The organism is Streptomyces sp. FH025 (genome assembly GCF_017427025.1).
In the GTDB taxonomy this organism is placed as follows: Bacteria; Actinomycetota; Actinomycetes; order Streptomycetales; family Streptomycetaceae; genus Kitasatospora.
In genome coordinates, this window is the sequence record NZ_JAFLNG010000012.1 from 1 (window position 1) to 14,869 (window position 14,869).

Genomic DNA, 14,869 nt, shown 5'->3' on the forward strand with positions numbered 1-14,869 from the left:
GCTGATTGTCTAGATATATTCAGTCGAACCGAGCTTGAATGAATCCATCCGCAGGGAGGCCGGGACATGGTGCAGCAGCAGGCGAGCGGGCCGCGAGAGGTGCGGGCGGCGCGGGGGACGGGGCTCACGGCGCAGGGGTGGCAGCAGGAGGCGGCCCTGCGGATGCTGATGAACAACCTCGACCCCGAGGTCGCCGAGCACCCGTCGAAGCTGGTGGTGTACGGCGGCACCGGCAAGGCGGCGCGGGACTGGCGCTCCTTCGACGCCATGGTGCGCACGCTCCAGGGGCTGAAGCAGGACGAGACCATGCTGGTCCAGTCCGGGCGGCCGGTCGGCGTCATGCAGACCCACGAGTGGGCGCCGCGCGTGCTGATCGCCAACTCCAACCTGGTCGGCGACTGGGCCAACTGGGAGGAGTTCCGCCGGCTGGAGAGCCTCGGGCTCACCATGTACGGCCAGATGACCGCCGGCTCCTGGATCTACATCGGCACCCAGGGCATCCTCCAGGGCACCTACGAGACCTTCGCGGCCGTCGCCAACAAGCGCTTCAACGGCACGCTGGAGGGCACCATCACCCTCACCGCCGGCCTCGGCGGCATGGGTGGCGCCCAGCCGCTGGCCGTCACCATGAACGGCGGCGTGGCGATCTGCATCGACTGCGACCCGTCCCGGATCTCCCGCCGGATCGAGCACCGCTACCTGGACGTCGAGGCCAAGGACCTCTCGCACGCGCTGGAGCTCGCCACCGCCGCCCGCGACAAGCGGCAGCCGCTCTCCATCGGCGTGCTGGGCAATGCCGCCGAGCTGGTCCCGCAGCTGCTCGCGATGGACGCGCCGATCGACATCGTCACCGACCAGACCAGCGCCCACGACCCGCTCAGCTACCTGCCGGTCGGCGTCGCCTTCGAGGACATGGCCGACTACGCGGCCTCCAAGCCCGCCGAGTTCACCCAGCGCTCGCGCGAGTCGATGGCCCGGCACGTCGAGGCGATGGTCGGCTTCCTGGACCGCGGCGCCGAGGTCTTCGACTACGGCAACTCGATCCGAGGCGAGGCCCAACTGGCCGGCTTCGACCGCGCCTTCGCCTTCCCCGGCTTCGTCCCGGCGTACATCCGCCCGCTGTTCTGCGAGGGCAAGGGCCCGTTCCGCTGGGCCGCGCTGTCCGGCGACCCGCAGGACATCCACAAGACCGACAAGGCCGTCCTCGACCTCTTCCCGGAGAACGAGTCGCTGGCCCGCTGGATCAAGATGGCCCAGGAGAAGGTGCACTTCCAGGGCCTGCCCGCGCGCATCTGCTGGCTCGGCTACGGCGAGCGCGACAAGGCCGGCGAGCGCTTCAACGACATGGTCGCCTCCGGTGAGCTGTCCGCGCCGATCGTGATCGGCCGCGACCACCTGGACTGCGGCTCGGTGGCCTCCCCGTACCGGGAGACCGAGGCGATGCTGGACGGCTCGGACGCGATCGCCGACTGGCCGCTGCTCAACGCCATGGTCAACGTGGCCTCCGGCGCCTCCTGGGTGTCCATCCACCACGGCGGCGGCGTCGGCATCGGCCGCTCGATCCACGCCGGCCAGGTCACCGTCGCCGACGGCACCGCGCTGGCCGGGGAGAAGATCCGCCGGGTGCTCACCAACGACCCGGGCATGGGCGTCATCCGGCACGTGGACGCCGGGTACGACCGCGCCGCCGAGGTCGCCGACGAGCGTGGCGTCCGCGTCCCCATGGGTGAGCTGTGAGCTTCGAACAGATGTGGGCGGAGCTGCTCCCCGTGGGCCGCTCCGCCTCCTCCGGCGGCTACCGCCGCTTCGCCTGGAACTCCGCCGACGCCGAGTGCCGCGCCTGGTTCGAGCAGCAGGCCCGCGACCGAGGCCTGACGTACGAGCTGGACCGCAACGGCAACCAGTGGGCCTGGCTGGGCGATCCGAAGGCCCAGGGGGCGGTCGTCACCGGCTCGCACCTGGACTCCGTCCCGGACGGCGGCGCCTTCGACGGCCCGCTCGGCGTGGTCTCCTCCTTCGCCGCGCTGGACGAACTCCGCTCCAGGGGAGCCGAGTTCACCCGTCCGCTGGCGATCGTCAACTTCGGTGACGAGGAGGGCGCCCGGTTCGGAGTGGCCTGCATCGGCTCCCGGCTGACCGCCGGGGTGCTGTCGCCGGAGCAGGCGTACGCGCTGCGCGACGCCGACGGCGTGCGGCTGCCCGACGCGATGGAGCGGGCCGGCTACGACCCGACCGCGATCGGCGTGGACGAGGAGCGGCTGGCCCGGATCGGCGCCTTCGTCGAACTCCACGTCGAGCAGGGCCGCCACCTCGCCGAGGGGCAGCCGGTCGGCGTGGCCGGGGCGATCTGGCCGCACGGTCGCTGGCGCTTCGACTTCCACGGCGAGGCCAACCACGCCGGCACCACCCGGATCGAGGACCGTCGCGACCCGATGCTGACCTACGCCAACACCGTGCTCGCCGCCCGCAAGAAGGCGAAGCAGGCGGGCGCGCTGGCCACCTTCGGCAAGGTCGCGGTCGAGCCCAACGGCACCAACGCGATCGCCTCGCTGGTGCGCGGCTGGCTCGACTCCCGGGCCGCCGACGAGGGCACCCTCACCGGGCTGGTCGCCGAGATCGAGCGGGCCGCCGCCGAGCGCGGCGAGCGCGACGGCGTCCGGGTCGAGCTGACCCGCGAGTCCTACACCCCGGTGGTGGACTTCGACGGCCCGCTGCGCGACCGGCTCGCCAAGCTGCTCGACGCCCCGGTGCTGCCCACCGGCGCGGGACACGACGCCGGGATCCTGGCGTCCGCGATCCCGACCGCCATGCTGTTCGTGCGCAACCCCACCGGCGTGTCGCACTCCCCGGCCGAGTACGCCGAGGAGGCCGACTGCCTGGCCGGGGTGACCGCCCTCGCCGACGTACTGGAGGACCTGGCGTGTCAGTGACCCACCCGGTGACGTACTGGGCGCAGCACGCCTGGCTGCCGCACGCCAGCGGGCCGGTGGTCGAGCCGGACGTGCTGATCACCACCGGCCCGGACGGCCGGATCACCGCCGTGACGCCGGACAGCGGGCCCTGCCCGCCCGGCGCCGTCCGCCTCGACGGGCTGCTGCTGCCCGGCCAGGCCAACGCCCACTCGCACGCCTTCCACCGGGCGCTGCGCGGGCACGTGCAGGTCGGCTCCGGCACCTTCTGGACCTGGCGCGACACCATGTACCGGTTCGCCGGCGCGCTCGACCCGGACAGCTACCTGGAGCTCGCCACCGCCGTCTACGCCGAGATGGCGCTGGCCGGGATCTCCGCCGTCGGCGAGTTCCACTACCTGCACCACGCGCCCGGCGGCGCCCGCTACACCGACCCGAACGCGATGGGCGAGGCGCTGATCGAGGCCGCCGCCCGGGCCGGCATCCGGATCACCCTGCTGGACACCTGCTACCTGTCCTCCGGCTTCGGCGCCGAGCCGACCCACCCGCAGCTGCGGTTCAGCGACGGCGACGCCGAAGCCTGGGCCGAGCGGGCGGACGCGCTCAAGCCGCGCGAGCACGCCCGGATCGGCGCCGCCATCCACTCCGTCCGGGCCGTCCCGGCCGAGCAGTTGGGCACCGTCGCGCACTGGGCGGCGATGCGGGAGGCGCCGCTGCACGTCCACCTGTCCGAGCAGACCGCCGAGAACGACGCCTGCCTGGCCGCGCACGGCGTCACCCCGACCAGACTGCTCGCCGACCACGGCGCGCTCGGCCCGCGCACCTCGGCCGTGCACGCCACCCACCTCACCGACGAGGACGTCAGCCTCCTCGCCGACTCCTCCACGACCGTCTGCATGTGCCCCACCACCGAGCGGGACCTCGCGGACGGCATCGGCCCGGCCCGCCGGCTCGCCACGGCGGGTTCCCCGATCAGCCTGGGCAGCGACAGCCACGCGGTGATCGACCCGTTCGAGGAGGCCCGCGCGCTGGAGCTGGACGAGCGGCTGCGGACGCGGACCCGCGGCCACTGGACGGCGAACGCACTGCTGCGGGCCGGCACCGAGGACGGGCACGCCTCGCTCGGCTGGCCCGAGGTGGGGCGGATCGAGGCCGGAGCGCTCGCCGACTTCACGGTGATCGCGCTGGACACCGTCCGTACGGCGGGCCCGCCGCCCCGGCTCGGCGCCGAGATCGCGGTCTTCGCGGCCTCGGCGGCGGACGTGCGGCACCTGGTGGTCGGCGGCCGGCACATCGTCCGGGACGGTGTGCACCAGCTGGTGGCCGACGTGCCGGGGGCGCTGAGCGCCGCGATCGGCGCGCTGGACTACTGACCCCCTCACGTTTCCCAACTCGGAAGGCCTTGTCTTGAGTACCAGGACCACCTTGATCACGGGCATCGGCAGCCTGGTCACCAACGACCCCGGGCACGGCACCGGGCCGCTCGGCCTGCTGACCGACGCGGCCGTGGTGGTCGACGGCGGTACCGTCGCCTGGGTCGGCCCGGCGGCGCAGGCCCCGGCGGCGGACGAGCGCTTCGACGCCGAGGGCCGGGCGCTGCTGCCCGGTTTCGTCGACTCGCACGCCCACCTGGTGTTCGCGGGCGACCGCACCGCCGAGTTCAACGCCCGGATGTCCGGGCAGTCGTACACGGCGGGCGGGATCCGGACCACGGTGGCGGCCACCCGGGCCGCCACCGATGCCGAACTGGAGGCGAACCTGGCCGGGTTCGTCCGGGAGGCGCTGCGGCAGGGCACCACCACCATCGAGTGCAAGTCCGGCTACGGGCTGACGGTCGAGGACGAGGCCCGGGCGCTGCGGATCGCCTCCGCCCACACCCCGGAGACGACGTACCTGGGTGCGCACATCGTGGCCCCCGAGTACGCCGAGGACCCGGCCGGCTACGTCGACCTGGTCACCGGCGAGATGCTGGACGCCTGCGCGCCGCACGCCCGTTGGGTGGACGTGTTCTGCGAGAAGGGCGCCTTCGACGGCGACCAGGCGCGGGCCATCCTGACGGCGGGGATCGAGAAGGGCCTCACCCCCCGGGTGCACGCCAACCAGCTGACGTACGGGCCCGGTGTGCAGCTGGCGGTGGAGCTGGGGGCCGCCTCGGCGGACCACTGCACCCACCTGACGGACGAGGACGTGGCGGCGCTGGCCGGCTCGGAGACGGTCGCGACGCTGCTGCCGGGGGCGGAGTTCTCCACCCGCGCCGAGTACCCGAGCGGCCGCCGTCTGCTGGACGCGGGCGCGGTGGTGGCGCTGTCCACGGACTGCAACCCGGGCTCCAGCTTCACGAGTTCGATGGCTTTCTGCATCGCGGTGGCGGTGCGGGAGATGGGGATGACGCCGGACGAGGCGGTCTGGGCGGCCACGGCGGGCGGCGCCCGCGCCCTGCGGCGCGGCGATGTTGGGACGGTCGTTCCTGGTGCCCGGGCCGACCTGCTGCTGCTGGACGCGCCCTCGCACGTGCACCTGGCGTACCGGCCGGGCGTGCCGCTGACGGCGGCGGTGTGGCGGGCGGGCGTTCGGGAGGTCTGAGACGCGGACCGGACCGTCGAGGCCCTCGCCCTGGGTGGGCGAGGGCCTTCGCGTGTTTCTAGCCCAAGTCGTCGATGTCCTCAGGCTTTTGCATCCTGAGGGTCGCGACCGCGCCGAGGCCCACCGTGACGATGGCGAGGGCCAGGAGGGCTAGGAGGACGGCGCCGACGAAGAACTTCACCGGTCCCACTCGCGCTCACGCTCCAGGTCGGTGAGCAGGTGGAGGAGGTTGATGAGGGTGCTGAGCGGCGCGTTGCCGAAGTCGACGAGGATGTGGCCGTCGATGGTGGTCTCGCCGGGGGAGGCGGAGCCCCAGAGGAGGCCGTAGGGGAGGCCGCGTCGGTGCAACTCGCCGAGGAGGGTGGTGATGTGCTGCTCGTTGAAGTCGCGCATGTTGGGGTCCTCGGGCGCGACCGGCTGGCGGCTCACGCGACGAAGTCCAGCTCGAACCACGTGCTCTTGCCGCGCTTCTGCGGGTCGACGCCCCACCGGTGCGTGAGGCCCTCGACGAGCTGGAGGCCCCGGCCGTGTTCGGCGAGGTCGGAGAGGGCGCGGGGTTCGGGGAGCGCGTCGCTCTCGTCGGAGACGGAGACGTGGAGCGTGATGCCGAGGATGGAGAAGTAGACGATGGGCGAGGTGGTGTTGCCGTGCCGCCACGCGTTGGTGATCAGCTCGGCGAGCGCGAGTTCGGCGTTGGAGATGGAGTCGGGGCTCCAGCCGTTGCGGGTGAGGGCGTTCCGCAGGGCCTGGCGGGAGAGGGTGAGGGTGAGGGAGGGGGAGTTACGGGTGCACACGGGAACCTCCGTGAGGCGGTGAGGGGGGAGGAGATGCGACGGATGCATCGCCGTGAGCCAGGTCGTGCTGGGCACGACTGCTCTGCGGCGCGCGGGGCAGCAGGCGCCTACTGCCCGGTGTGCGGGCATTACTGATGATCCGTCGGATCGATCTGTGAACGACGATAGCCCATCGGCTCTTTATTTGTAGCCAGACTGGGAGAGGTTCCCCCGCACGGGGGACGTGCGCTGCTGAGCCCGGATGGATACACCTGTGACCGGCACGGCACACTGGCCTCTGTACCAGCAGAGAGGACGCCATGGCTCTTCGGATCCCCACTCTTCGTCAGCGACGCCTCGGCGCCGAACTCCGAAGGATGAGAGAGCAGGCCGGCTTCGGCGGCAGCCACCTTGCCCGCCTGCTCGGGGTGACTCCCGCCCTGGTGAGTCAGATGGAGATCGGGAAGTCGGCCGTCAGCGTGGAGCGTCTGCACGAGATCGCAGAGGCCTGCATGTGCGTCAACGCGCCCTTGGTCGAAGCGCTCGCCGACATGGCCAGGGAGCGGCGGTCGTTCTGGTGGGATGAGTATCGGGAAGAACTCGCGGCCGCCCCAATCGATGTGGCGGAGATTGAAGGCCACGCGAAGAGGCTCAGAAGCTTCAACATCGGCTTCATTCCGGGCCTGCTTCAGACGCGTTCCTACGCCACTGCCGTGTTCGCCAGAGGTTTCACCCCTCTCCCCGATCACGAGATCGATCGCAGGGTGAGCTTCCGACTGCGGAGGCAGCAGATAATTCGGCACGGTGAAAAGCTGTACGTGGCGCTCATCCACGAGTCAGCGCTACGCATCCAGTACGGCGGACCTGCGGTACTCAGGGAACAGCTTGATTCCCTTGTCGAAGACTCCGAGCTTCCGGGAGTCTCGCTGCGTGTCGTGCCGTTCCACACGGCCGACTTCTCCGGTCCCAGTGAGAACTTGCTCTACGCAGAGGGGCCGGTGCCGGAGCTGGATACGGTTCAGGCTGACTCGTCTCATGGCTCCCACATCTTCGACTCGCCCGCCCAGCTGGCGGGCTATCGCGCAATCTTTGAGCGCATCGAAGCCGCCGCGCTCCCCGAGATCGAGTCGCGGGACTACATTCGCTCGATCGTGAAGGAAATGAACGACAGGCATGCATAGCACCAAGTGGCAGAAGTCCAGTTTCAGCGAAGCGAACAGCAACTGTGTTGAGGTGCGCGTACGTGAAGGGCTGATCGAGCTCCGCGAGTCCGATGATCCCGACGTCATCGCCCGCACCACGCCCCTCAAGTTCGCCATGTTCCTCCAGGGCGCCAAGGCCGGCGAGTTCGACCACCTCATCGCCAACCCTTAGCGGTCCGCTCCGGCGGCCCCTTGCTGCTCGCAAGGGGCCGCCGGTGGGTATGAGAGGGGTTGTGGCAATGGCGAGCGGCTCCACCTGGCAGGCATCCAGCTACACGGCAAACAACAACAACTGTGTTGAGGTCCGTGTGGTCGAAGGCGTCATCGAACTCCGCGAGTCCGACGATGGCGAGGTCATCGTCCACACCACGGCCGCCAGGTTCGCCGCGTTCCTCCAGGGCGCGAAGGCTGGCGCGTTCGACCACCTCACCACCGACGCCTGAGCACATCGTTCTGCCGCTTCGCCTCGTCGAGCCGGCTCGGCTCGACGAGGCGAAGCGGAGCGGTGAGCCCCCGGCATCAGTTGTGGCAAAGAGCGCTGCGAGACACCTCTCCGAAGGCGCTTGCCTGCACAGGAAGTCGGCCTGCCCGACTTCCTGTGCAGACAGCCCGCCGTACCTCCCCTCCCCGCGCGAACCGGAAGTGAGCGTGGTCCCCACCAACCGGCGGCTCCTTGCTTCCCGCAAGGAGCCGCCAGGGGAACACACGCCCGGTTCCTCGGCGCTGGCCGCGAGGTGAGCAGTGTTGCCGTGCGAGGCCGTGATCATTAGTCCAGGACGGGAATAGTGCCCGAACCGCGTGGACAGGCCACGCGCCCCTTCCATACGGTTTCGTTCAGGCGGTCCAACCAGGGCCGAGCTGAAGGGGGTTGGCCATGGCTCACCAGCGGCTCACGGGTGCCGGCACCGGCGACTGCAAGGAGGGAGACTGCCCGAACGTCTACCTCACCGACCGGGGCACTCTCGTCTTCCAGGGGGACCAGTACGCAGAGCTGGCGGTGCCTACACGTCCGGCTGGACTGACAGGCTCAGGGCTCATGCTGCGGCCGGTCGCACGGTTCAGCGCGTGCACATCGTTACTCGGCCGCTGAGTGACTACCTGCGGTACGAGTTCATGTACTACGAGCCGCATGCCAGGGCCGGCGAGGACATCCGCATTCTCGACCTGACCAGCAGGCCGAATCCGGGCCTTCCGGACCAGGACTTCTGGGCCTTCGATGACTCGACTGTGGTCCTGATGAACTACGAGCCCGATGGAACGCAGATCAACCGCGTGCTTGTCGAGGGTGACGTCGAGATTTATCGGGAATGGCGGCGGATCGCCGTGGCCGAGTCGGTGCCTTTCATGGACTACGTGAAAGAACACGGGTGGCAATAAACCCGGAAGAGCTGGGCCACAGCAAAAGTGACCTGGCGAAAGCACTGAGGGAACTACGGGTTCAAGCCGGTCTCGCAGGAGACCGGCTTGCTCGGCGTTGCGGCATGACACAGTCGAAGATCAGTAAGATCGAAACGGGCAGGACCACCCCGTCCCTGGTGGATGTGGAGCTGATCCTGCGGGCCCTCGAAGTGCCGGGCGAGCTGGCGCAGCAGGTACTTGACCTGGCCCGCGTGGCAAATACCGAGTGGCAGGACATTCGCACTCTGCGAAAGAAGGGACTGGAGAGGAAGCAAGTCGAGCTTGCGGCGCTTGACCAGTCTTCCACCGAGATCCGTTACTTCCTGATCTCGATGCTGAATACGCTACTTGCCACGCCCGAATATGTGCGGGCGAGCCTCGCCCATGTACCGGGGGATACCACCAAGGCCGTCATGAAGAAGCTGGAGCGCCAGACCGTCATGTACGACGAGTCGAAGACCTTCACCTTCATGCTGACCGAGCAGGCCGCCAGGTGGGCACTCCTGCCACCGCGGGCCATGGTGATGCAGATCGAACGACTCATCTCTGTTTCCAGGCTCCCGAACGTCCGACTCGGCGTGATTCCACTAGGGATGCATATCCCGGAGAGTCCGCTGAACACCTTCACGGTGTACGACAGCAGCCTTGCCACTGTCGAGACAGAGACCGGAATTGTCACGCTCCGGGACCGGCGGGATATTAAGGCGTACCGGGATGCGTTCGCCATGTACGAAGGGTATGCACTGTTCGGCGAGCAAGCCCGAGAGAAGCTGGCTGAATGGTCGGCACTCTTCCTCCGTGATCTTTAGTCATCCACGGGAATAATCGCCTTTCCCTCTCCCGCTCGCCCTAATCTGGACTTCTCGCCCTATGGCTGCGTTCTCGAGGGCACCGGCAACTCCACTGACACCGTCTCGGTTAGTCCGATAATCGTGGATTTGGTATCGGCGGTGCTGGTTGCGGGATCGTAGGGCCCCCGCGCGAGCGGCGCGCGGGGGCCCTACCAACGAAAGGGCGAACCCATGAAGAAGATCGCTGCGAAGCTCTGGCGGATCATCCGTGGTCCGATGCAGTGGCGCGTGCTGTGGCTGTGGCACTCGAAGTTCATGGTCGGGGTGACGGGTATCGTCCGAGACCAGGACGGCCGGGTGCTGCTGCTGAAGCACCGCATGTGGCCAGAGGGCCGGCAGTGGGGTCTGCCGACCGGCTACGCCAACAAGGGCGAGAGCTTTGAAGACACGATCGTGCGTGAGGTCCGGGAGGAGACCGGACTCACGGTGAAGGTGTGCGAGCTGGCGCACCTGAAGAGCGGCTACAAACTGCGCGTCGAAGTCGCCTACGAGGCCCTGTACGTCACCGGACAGATCAGGGCCGCCTCGTTCGAGATCCTGGAGGCTCGATGGTTCTCACCGGACGAACTCCCCGAGGGAGTGCAGGAATCGCACCGACAGCTGATCAGCCGTCGGCCGTACTGACCCTCGGCCAATCGCTCACCCCCTCCTGCCTGGCGCCGAACGAGCACCTGGTCGGCAATGCGGCCGAACGGGCTGAGTTGGCTCACCTACTGGCCGCGCGACGGGCGACGGCGGCGCTCGACCGGGCTCACCCGCACATCACGTTCTCACTCCTGCACTGGGTGCTCGACACGTCGACCGACGAGCCGGCTCGCGAAGTGTTCCGGCAGGGCGCGGCCCTTCTGGCCAACCGCTACAGGGAATTGGGCCTGAACCGACTGCTGCCCATCGACCGCGTGTGGGTCGGGGTGCGCTCGACCCGACCCGATGCGTTCGGTGGCTTCCACCACCCGAACCAGGGATACCGGCATGTGCAACTGGCCTCCGTGGTCACGAGGTACGGGCGGCTGAATGATCCCCGGCCGGCGTCGCCGGAACTGGTGGCGCTCGACCTCCTCCGGAGCTACGCGCACGACTGCCTGCACTGGGGGTCGTTCCGGGAGTACCGGCTCCAAGGGGAGCAAGTGATCCGAAGCCGCTACGGGATCAACCGCCGCGACCGGCAAGGCCGGACGTACTCGGCTCAGGACAGGGGCGATGCTCCCTCGACGCGGAATCTCGGCATCGTGATGGAAGGGGCCACGGATCTGGAGGCTCGGATGATCGCCGCCGCGGTGGCTGACCGTCTCGGTGTGGCCGAACGCATCGCGGCATCCGATCGCCTGGCGTTCCGCGATACCACGGGACGGCTGGAGCCGAGCGACTTCGACCACGCGGAGCCTGGTGTTGCCTCCCGTTTCCACCTGGCCATGGCCGGATACGAGCACGGCGTCGGCGCGCGTTATCAGCGCTTCCTCACAGACATGGGCGAGTCCGACACGGGCACACTGCACGCGCTCATCATCGCGGCGATGATCAGCGGCAATCTGTTCGGCCTTTCGAGCTGGCTCGACCAGCGGCACGGCCCCGAGGCTTTCCGTCGCACCTTCCGCTCACCGGCCTACTCGGGACCCGATCCCGATGAGTGGACGACAACGGCGAGTCGCGCGTGACCCTTCGCAAGGTGCCTGACGTGGCCGACAGGCTTCGATGTGGTGAGCACGTACTGGACTCCCGGACAGCAGCTCCTCCGGATGGTGCGCGAACTCGCGGCCTTCGCCGAGACGATCGACTTCGACCTCGTCATCCGGTCGATCTCGGGCCAGGAGTTCGCGCACTACGAGCTGCCTGTCGCCGCTTGGGGTTCAAACAGGATGCCGGCCTCCCTGGCGAGGCTCAGAGCCAGCTCCATGGATCCTGGGCCTCGCACAGTAGCGCCTTTGAGGTGCGAGGCGCCTCCGACGTCAACCAGTGTGCAGTTGTCGAAGCTGACACCGGGCTGAACGACAACGTTGGCGAACTGGGCTCCGGTGAGGTCGCACTTCTCGAATCGGACATCGCGTAGTTCGGCAAACTGAAAATCAGCCTGGGAGAGATTGCACTCCCTGAAGACCACCATTTTGAACTTCGCGTAGCGGAACAGTGCGCTGTCTGTCCGAGTGCCTTCGATGAGGACGTCACGGAAGCTGCCGTTGCTCCAGGACGACCCGGTGAGTCGGCATCCGGTCATCGTGCTTCGGAGGATGGACACGTCCTGTGTCCGGACTGTGGCGAAGTCGCAGGTCTCGAAGGTGATGTGAGCGAGTACCGACCGGACCAGGTGTATGCCGGTGAATCGGACGTTCTCAAAGGCGCATTGTTCGACTTCGACTGCTTCGCCCGCTCGGCCGACGAGGCTCAGCCCGCTGTATCGCCGACCTTTGATCGTGGCGTCGTCCTCAAAGTCATGGTCGGGCAATTCCGCAGGTCGCAGCGCCACCTGAAACCGCGGAGCCAGGGGATTCTTCGGGCGAGGCATGGCCTGAGTCATGAAAGGCATCTCGCAGTATTCGTTGGAGTGGAGGAAGCTAACGCTAGCACTCAACTAGCTTATCAAGAAAGGCAGTTGAAACTACAGGAGTGTTGAAGTCCTGTGGCTATTTGGGCTTTCGAAAACCCAAAGACCCCGCATCGTTCCGTCACTTCGCCTCGTCGAGCCAAGCCGGCTCGACGAGGCGAAGTGATCAAAGCCCCGAATTGGCCAGCAGCATCTGATAGTCGGCGTGACCTCGGACCGGTTGGAGCGACCTGTCGCTCAGGCGGACTCGGTGGTGAGGAGGAAGTCGTCGGCGACGGCGTCCATCAGCAATTCGTCGCAGGGGTGGCCCAGCCAGTAGCCCGACTGCCGCAGGCGGCCGGCGGGCTGGAACCCGGCCTTCTGGTAGGCGGCGACGCCTGCCGCGTTCGGCTCCAGGACCTTTAGCCACACCATCCGCAGCGCCGTGTACTCAAAGGCCCAGCGGAGCGTCAGTCCGGTGGCCTCGGTGGCGAATCCCTTCCCGCGTGCCTCGGGGGCGAGGAGGATGACGTACTCGGCGGTCCTCACAGCGGGGTCAATGGAAAGGGTCGTGATGCCGACCGGCGTGTGGTCCTCAGCGGTGACCACCTCGAACTGGGGGTAGTCCCTGTTGCGCCCCTGAGCCTCCCAGCCCCCGGCCCGGACCTCCCAGGACTGGGCGACCTGCGTGCCGAAGCCGAGGATCGTGCCGGGGTCGTTCTCCCAACGGTGGTAGTCGGTCAGGTGGTCACGGTTGGTCATCGCCAGGCTGACACGCTTGCCGGGCAACAGGATGTGCGAGGTGGGCATCGAGGCCTCGTTCCGGGTCGGTCGGTGATGCGTTGATCAGGGTGTAGTCGCCAGTGTGCTCGGGTTCTTCGACCGGCAGGCCGTGAACGTCGCAGATCCAGGGGTGCAACCGGATCGGGTCGGTGGCCACCCCGGTGTCCTTCGGAGATTAGCCAGGGCCCGATCACTCGATTCGGTGACCTTCGAGCGGTTTCCCGTTCTCTCAACTGCCGAGCCTTGACCCTGTAGTCGCGGCTTCGGGAGCATCGAACGAGACGCTGGCCGTAAGGGAGGGAGCTCAATCGTGAAGCTGACACGCCTTGTTGGAGAGTGTGAGAAGGGCAGTTGCCCGGCGGTGTATGCCGTGGACGGCACCGGAGACCTCATCATCCAGGGATACGTCGTGACGGACCTGGCAGCACTGGAGACGATCCGGCTTCCCTCTGGGGAGACCGCGGTTCGCATTCCGGCTGCGCTGATTCGGAGGGTTCCCAGTGAGTATCTCGGGTGAAGACTTCGAGAACCTGTTCTCGACGTTCCGGCGAGAGGCGTTCAGACTCGAAACGCTGGACGACTACAGCGGATCGTCGGATCCGGAGTACCTCCGGTCGTTCTTCGACGGCGAACCGCAGCCGACCGACTACAACCAGGACTGGGCCGACGAAGTCCTGGCGAACACCAGCGGCGGCAAGCGCATGTACCGGGTCCACATCCTTGCCCGACCGCTGACTCCGTACCTCCGGTACGAACTCGGCTGGGGGTACACCAAGAACCTGACAGTCGGCGAGGAGTTCTTCATCCTCGACACCACCGAGCAGCCCAACCCGCTCGAAGGCGTCCCCGACTTCTGGGCCTTCGACGAGTCGACGGTCGTCACCATGCGCTATGGCGACCGTGGCACCTTCCTCGGTGCCGACCAGGAGCCGACCGCCGAGAAGTGGCTTGAGTACCGCGACACCGCTCTGAGCCACGCCGTGCCGTTCGCCGACTGGTGGGAGCGGTACGGAAGCGCGTGAGAGGCATAGATCTCGGTAGAGCACTGCGGGAACTGAGGCTGGCCGGCGGGAAGGAGGCCAAAGCAGTCGCCCGCAGTGCTGCCATGTCTCCGAGCAAGCTGAGCAAGATCGAGAACGGGCGGCTCACGCCCAGCGTGATCGATGTGGAGCGCATCCTCACGGCGTTGGATGTCCCGGAGGAGATCAAAGCCCGACTTGCCGAGGCCGCCCGCACCATCGCAACGGAGGCCACGGCATGGCGGATCTATCGCCGGGCCGGCTTGCACAAACACCAGGAGGAGATCAGGGCGATAGAGGCCCAGACGCGGCTTCTTCGCGTCTTCCAGCCCTCCTGCATCCCCGGCCTGCTGCAATCCCCGGAGTACGTTAGGGCTGTACAGCAGCACTCCGAACTCACCCCCGAAGTTCTGGAGAAGATGGTCGGCGCCCGATTGCGTCGCCAGGAGATCCTCTTCGACCGGGCCAGATCGTTCCATTTCCTGATCACCGAGTCTGTGTTGCGTTGGGAGATCCTCCCGCCGGCCATGATGGCCGCACAGCTGGACAAGCTCGTGACCATGTCCAGGATGCCCAACATCACTGTCGGAGTGGTGCCCCAGGGAGCTCCGAAAGCACATCTCCCGACCTGCTCGTTCGTGATGTTCGACTCGCGCTTGGTCATCGTGGAAATTCCGCACGCGGAAATCACGACAAGCGAGCCGAAGGATGTGGATCAGTACGCTGCCAAGTTCCAGGCGTTCGAGCTGGTGGCTGTCACGGGCCGCGAGATGCGGAGCATGGTCGAAGGCATTCGAGACGAGTTCCTTCGGCAGCAGGAAACTTGGTGAATT

At 67.7% G+C, this 14,869-nt stretch carries 19 protein-coding genes; 14 read left to right on the plus strand and 5 right to left on the minus strand.

Translation table 11 applies throughout. The features are described from left to right. Positions 1 to 66: 66 nt before the first annotated feature. The 4 genes from hutU to hutI are packed head-to-tail and all read left to right on the plus strand — an operon-like array spanning position 67 to position 5,492. Positions 67 to 1,737, plus strand: a complete 1,671-nt coding sequence (gene hutU, locus J0670_RS01670; RefSeq protein ID WP_207808850.1) for a urocanate hydratase — start codon at positions 67 to 69, stop codon at positions 1,735 to 1,737. 11 nt (positions 1,738 to 1,748) lie between these two features. After that, complete coding sequence (locus J0670_RS01675; protein WP_207808900.1) at positions 1,749 to 2,930, plus strand: allantoate amidohydrolase; 1,182 nt, start codon at positions 1,749 to 1,751, stop codon at positions 2,928 to 2,930. Continuing rightward, a complete protein-coding gene (locus J0670_RS01680; RefSeq protein ID WP_207808851.1) occupies positions 2,921 to 4,282 on the plus strand; it encodes a formimidoylglutamate deiminase in 1,362 nt (453 codons plus the stop codon). Before J0670_RS01675 ends, J0670_RS01680 begins: the two co-directional genes overlap by 10 nt. A gap of 34 nt (positions 4,283 to 4,316) precedes the next feature. Beyond that, on the plus strand, positions 4,317 to 5,492 hold the full coding sequence (gene hutI / locus J0670_RS01685) for an imidazolonepropionase (protein WP_207808853.1): 1,176 nt from the start codon (positions 4,317 to 4,319) through the stop codon (positions 5,490 to 5,492). 58 nt (positions 5,493 to 5,550) lie between these two features. Here the strand turns inward: hutI and J0670_RS39800 are convergent, their stop codons facing one another. From J0670_RS39800 to J0670_RS01695, 3 genes are read right to left on the minus strand one after another with little or no spacing between them, the layout of a single operon-like run. Beyond that, positions 5,551 to 5,673, minus strand: a complete 123-nt coding sequence (locus J0670_RS39800) for a hypothetical protein (protein WP_279382921.1) — start codon at positions 5,671 to 5,673, stop codon at positions 5,551 to 5,553. Next, a complete protein-coding gene (locus J0670_RS01690; RefSeq protein ID WP_207808855.1) occupies positions 5,670 to 5,921 on the minus strand; it encodes a hypothetical protein in 252 nt (83 codons plus the stop codon). Before J0670_RS01690 ends, J0670_RS39800 begins: the two co-directional genes overlap by 4 nt. Continuing rightward, the gene (locus tag J0670_RS01695) at positions 5,918 to 6,286 is read right to left on the minus strand and encodes an ATP-binding protein (protein ID WP_207808857.1); all 369 of its coding nucleotides are present in this window, start codon (positions 6,284 to 6,286) and stop codon (positions 5,918 to 5,920) included. Before J0670_RS01695 ends, J0670_RS01690 begins: the two co-directional genes overlap by 4 nt. 299 nt (positions 6,287 to 6,585) lie before the next feature. On the opposite strand from J0670_RS01695, the gene J0670_RS01700 reads away from it, so the two are divergent. The 7 genes from J0670_RS01700 to J0670_RS01730 all read left to right on the plus strand — a co-directional run bounded on the left by J0670_RS01700 (position 6,586) and on the right by J0670_RS01730 (position 11,371). Then, positions 6,586 to 7,446, plus strand: coding sequence for a helix-turn-helix transcriptional regulator (locus J0670_RS01700; RefSeq protein WP_279382922.1), 861 nt, complete (start codon positions 6,586 to 6,588; stop codon positions 7,444 to 7,446). Next, positions 7,439 to 7,639 carry a DUF397 domain-containing protein gene (locus tag J0670_RS01705; RefSeq protein ID WP_207808861.1) on the plus strand — a complete coding sequence of 67 codons (201 nt, stop codon included), beginning with the start codon at positions 7,439 to 7,441 and terminating at the stop codon, positions 7,637 to 7,639. The genes J0670_RS01700 and J0670_RS01705 overlap by 8 nt, the downstream gene beginning before the upstream one ends. A gap of 67 nt (positions 7,640 to 7,706) precedes the next feature. Next, on the plus strand, positions 7,707 to 7,910 hold the full coding sequence (locus J0670_RS01710; RefSeq protein WP_207808862.1) for a DUF397 domain-containing protein: 204 nt from the start codon (positions 7,707 to 7,709) through the stop codon (positions 7,908 to 7,910). A gap of 355 nt (positions 7,911 to 8,265) precedes the next feature. Next, positions 8,266 to 8,844: a DUF6879 family protein gene (locus J0670_RS40460; protein WP_374223050.1), complete on the plus strand. Its 579-nt coding sequence runs from the start codon at positions 8,266 to 8,268 to the stop codon at positions 8,842 to 8,844. Next, positions 8,835 to 9,674 carry a helix-turn-helix transcriptional regulator gene (locus tag J0670_RS01720; RefSeq protein WP_207808864.1) on the plus strand — a complete coding sequence of 280 codons (840 nt, stop codon included), beginning with the start codon at positions 8,835 to 8,837 and terminating at the stop codon, positions 9,672 to 9,674. The genes J0670_RS40460 and J0670_RS01720 overlap by 10 nt, the downstream gene beginning before the upstream one ends. 213 nt (positions 9,675 to 9,887) lie before the next feature. Continuing rightward, on the plus strand, positions 9,888 to 10,340 hold the full coding sequence (locus J0670_RS01725) for an NUDIX domain-containing protein (protein ID WP_207808866.1): 453 nt from the start codon (positions 9,888 to 9,890) through the stop codon (positions 10,338 to 10,340). Next, on the plus strand, positions 10,265 to 11,371 hold the full coding sequence (locus tag J0670_RS01730; protein ID WP_207808868.1) for a hypothetical protein: 1,107 nt from the start codon (positions 10,265 to 10,267) through the stop codon (positions 11,369 to 11,371). Before J0670_RS01725 ends, J0670_RS01730 begins: the two co-directional genes overlap by 76 nt. Before the next feature lie 164 nt (positions 11,372 to 11,535). On the opposite strand, the gene J0670_RS01735 is transcribed toward J0670_RS01730, so the two are convergent. After that, positions 11,536 to 12,228: a pentapeptide repeat-containing protein gene (locus J0670_RS01735; protein WP_207808870.1), complete on the minus strand. Its 693-nt coding sequence runs from the start codon at positions 12,226 to 12,228 to the stop codon at positions 11,536 to 11,538. A 264-nt stretch (positions 12,229 to 12,492) separates the two neighbouring features. Continuing rightward, complete coding sequence (locus tag J0670_RS01740) at positions 12,493 to 13,044, minus strand: GNAT family N-acetyltransferase (RefSeq protein ID WP_207808872.1); 552 nt, start codon at positions 13,042 to 13,044, stop codon at positions 12,493 to 12,495. A 283-nt stretch (positions 13,045 to 13,327) separates the two neighbouring features. On the opposite strand from J0670_RS01740, the gene J0670_RS01745 reads away from it, so the two are divergent. The 3 genes from J0670_RS01745 to J0670_RS01755 are packed head-to-tail and all read left to right on the plus strand — an operon-like array spanning position 13,328 to position 14,866. After that, the gene (locus J0670_RS01745) at positions 13,328 to 13,534 is read left to right on the plus strand and encodes a hypothetical protein (protein WP_207808873.1); all 207 of its coding nucleotides are present in this window, start codon (positions 13,328 to 13,330) and stop codon (positions 13,532 to 13,534) included. Further along, entirely contained in the window at positions 13,518 to 14,039 is a 522-nt protein-coding gene (locus J0670_RS01750) for a DUF6879 family protein (RefSeq protein ID WP_207808874.1), read from the plus strand. The genes J0670_RS01745 and J0670_RS01750 overlap by 17 nt, the downstream gene beginning before the upstream one ends. Continuing rightward, positions 14,036 to 14,866, plus strand: coding sequence for a helix-turn-helix transcriptional regulator (locus J0670_RS01755; protein WP_307806340.1), 831 nt, complete (start codon positions 14,036 to 14,038; stop codon positions 14,864 to 14,866). Before J0670_RS01750 ends, J0670_RS01755 begins: the two co-directional genes overlap by 4 nt. The last annotated feature ends 3 nt before the right edge of the window (positions 14,867 to 14,869 follow it).

What these genes read in the sequence shown, in the direction of transcription:
- hutU (WP_207808850.1), top strand. Translation starts at nt 67, where the DNA reads ATGGTGCAGCAGCAGGCGAGCGGGCCGCGAGAGGTGCGGGCGGCGCGG.
- J0670_RS01675 (WP_207808900.1), top strand. Translation starts at nt 1,749, where the DNA reads ATGTGGGCGGAGCTGCTCCCCGTGGGCCGCTCCGCCTCCTCCGGCGGC.
- J0670_RS01700 (WP_279382922.1), top strand. Translation starts at nt 6,586, where the DNA reads ATGGCTCTTCGGATCCCCACTCTTCGTCAGCGACGCCTCGGCGCCGAA.
- J0670_RS01705 (WP_207808861.1), top strand. Translation starts at nt 7,439, where the DNA reads ATGCATAGCACCAAGTGGCAGAAGTCCAGTTTCAGCGAAGCGAACAGC.
- J0670_RS01710 (WP_207808862.1), top strand. Translation starts at nt 7,707, where the DNA reads ATGGCGAGCGGCTCCACCTGGCAGGCATCCAGCTACACGGCAAACAAC.
- J0670_RS01725 (WP_207808866.1), top strand. Translation starts at nt 9,888, where the DNA reads ATGAAGAAGATCGCTGCGAAGCTCTGGCGGATCATCCGTGGTCCGATG.
- J0670_RS01730 (WP_207808868.1), top strand. Translation starts at nt 10,265, where the DNA reads ATGGTTCTCACCGGACGAACTCCCCGAGGGAGTGCAGGAATCGCACCG.
- J0670_RS01735 (WP_207808870.1), bottom strand. Translation starts at nt 12,228, where the DNA reads ATGACTCAGGCCATGCCTCGCCCGAAGAATCCCCTGGCTCCGCGGTTT.
- J0670_RS01740 (WP_207808872.1), bottom strand. Translation starts at nt 13,044, where the DNA reads ATGCCCACCTCGCACATCCTGTTGCCCGGCAAGCGTGTCAGCCTGGCG.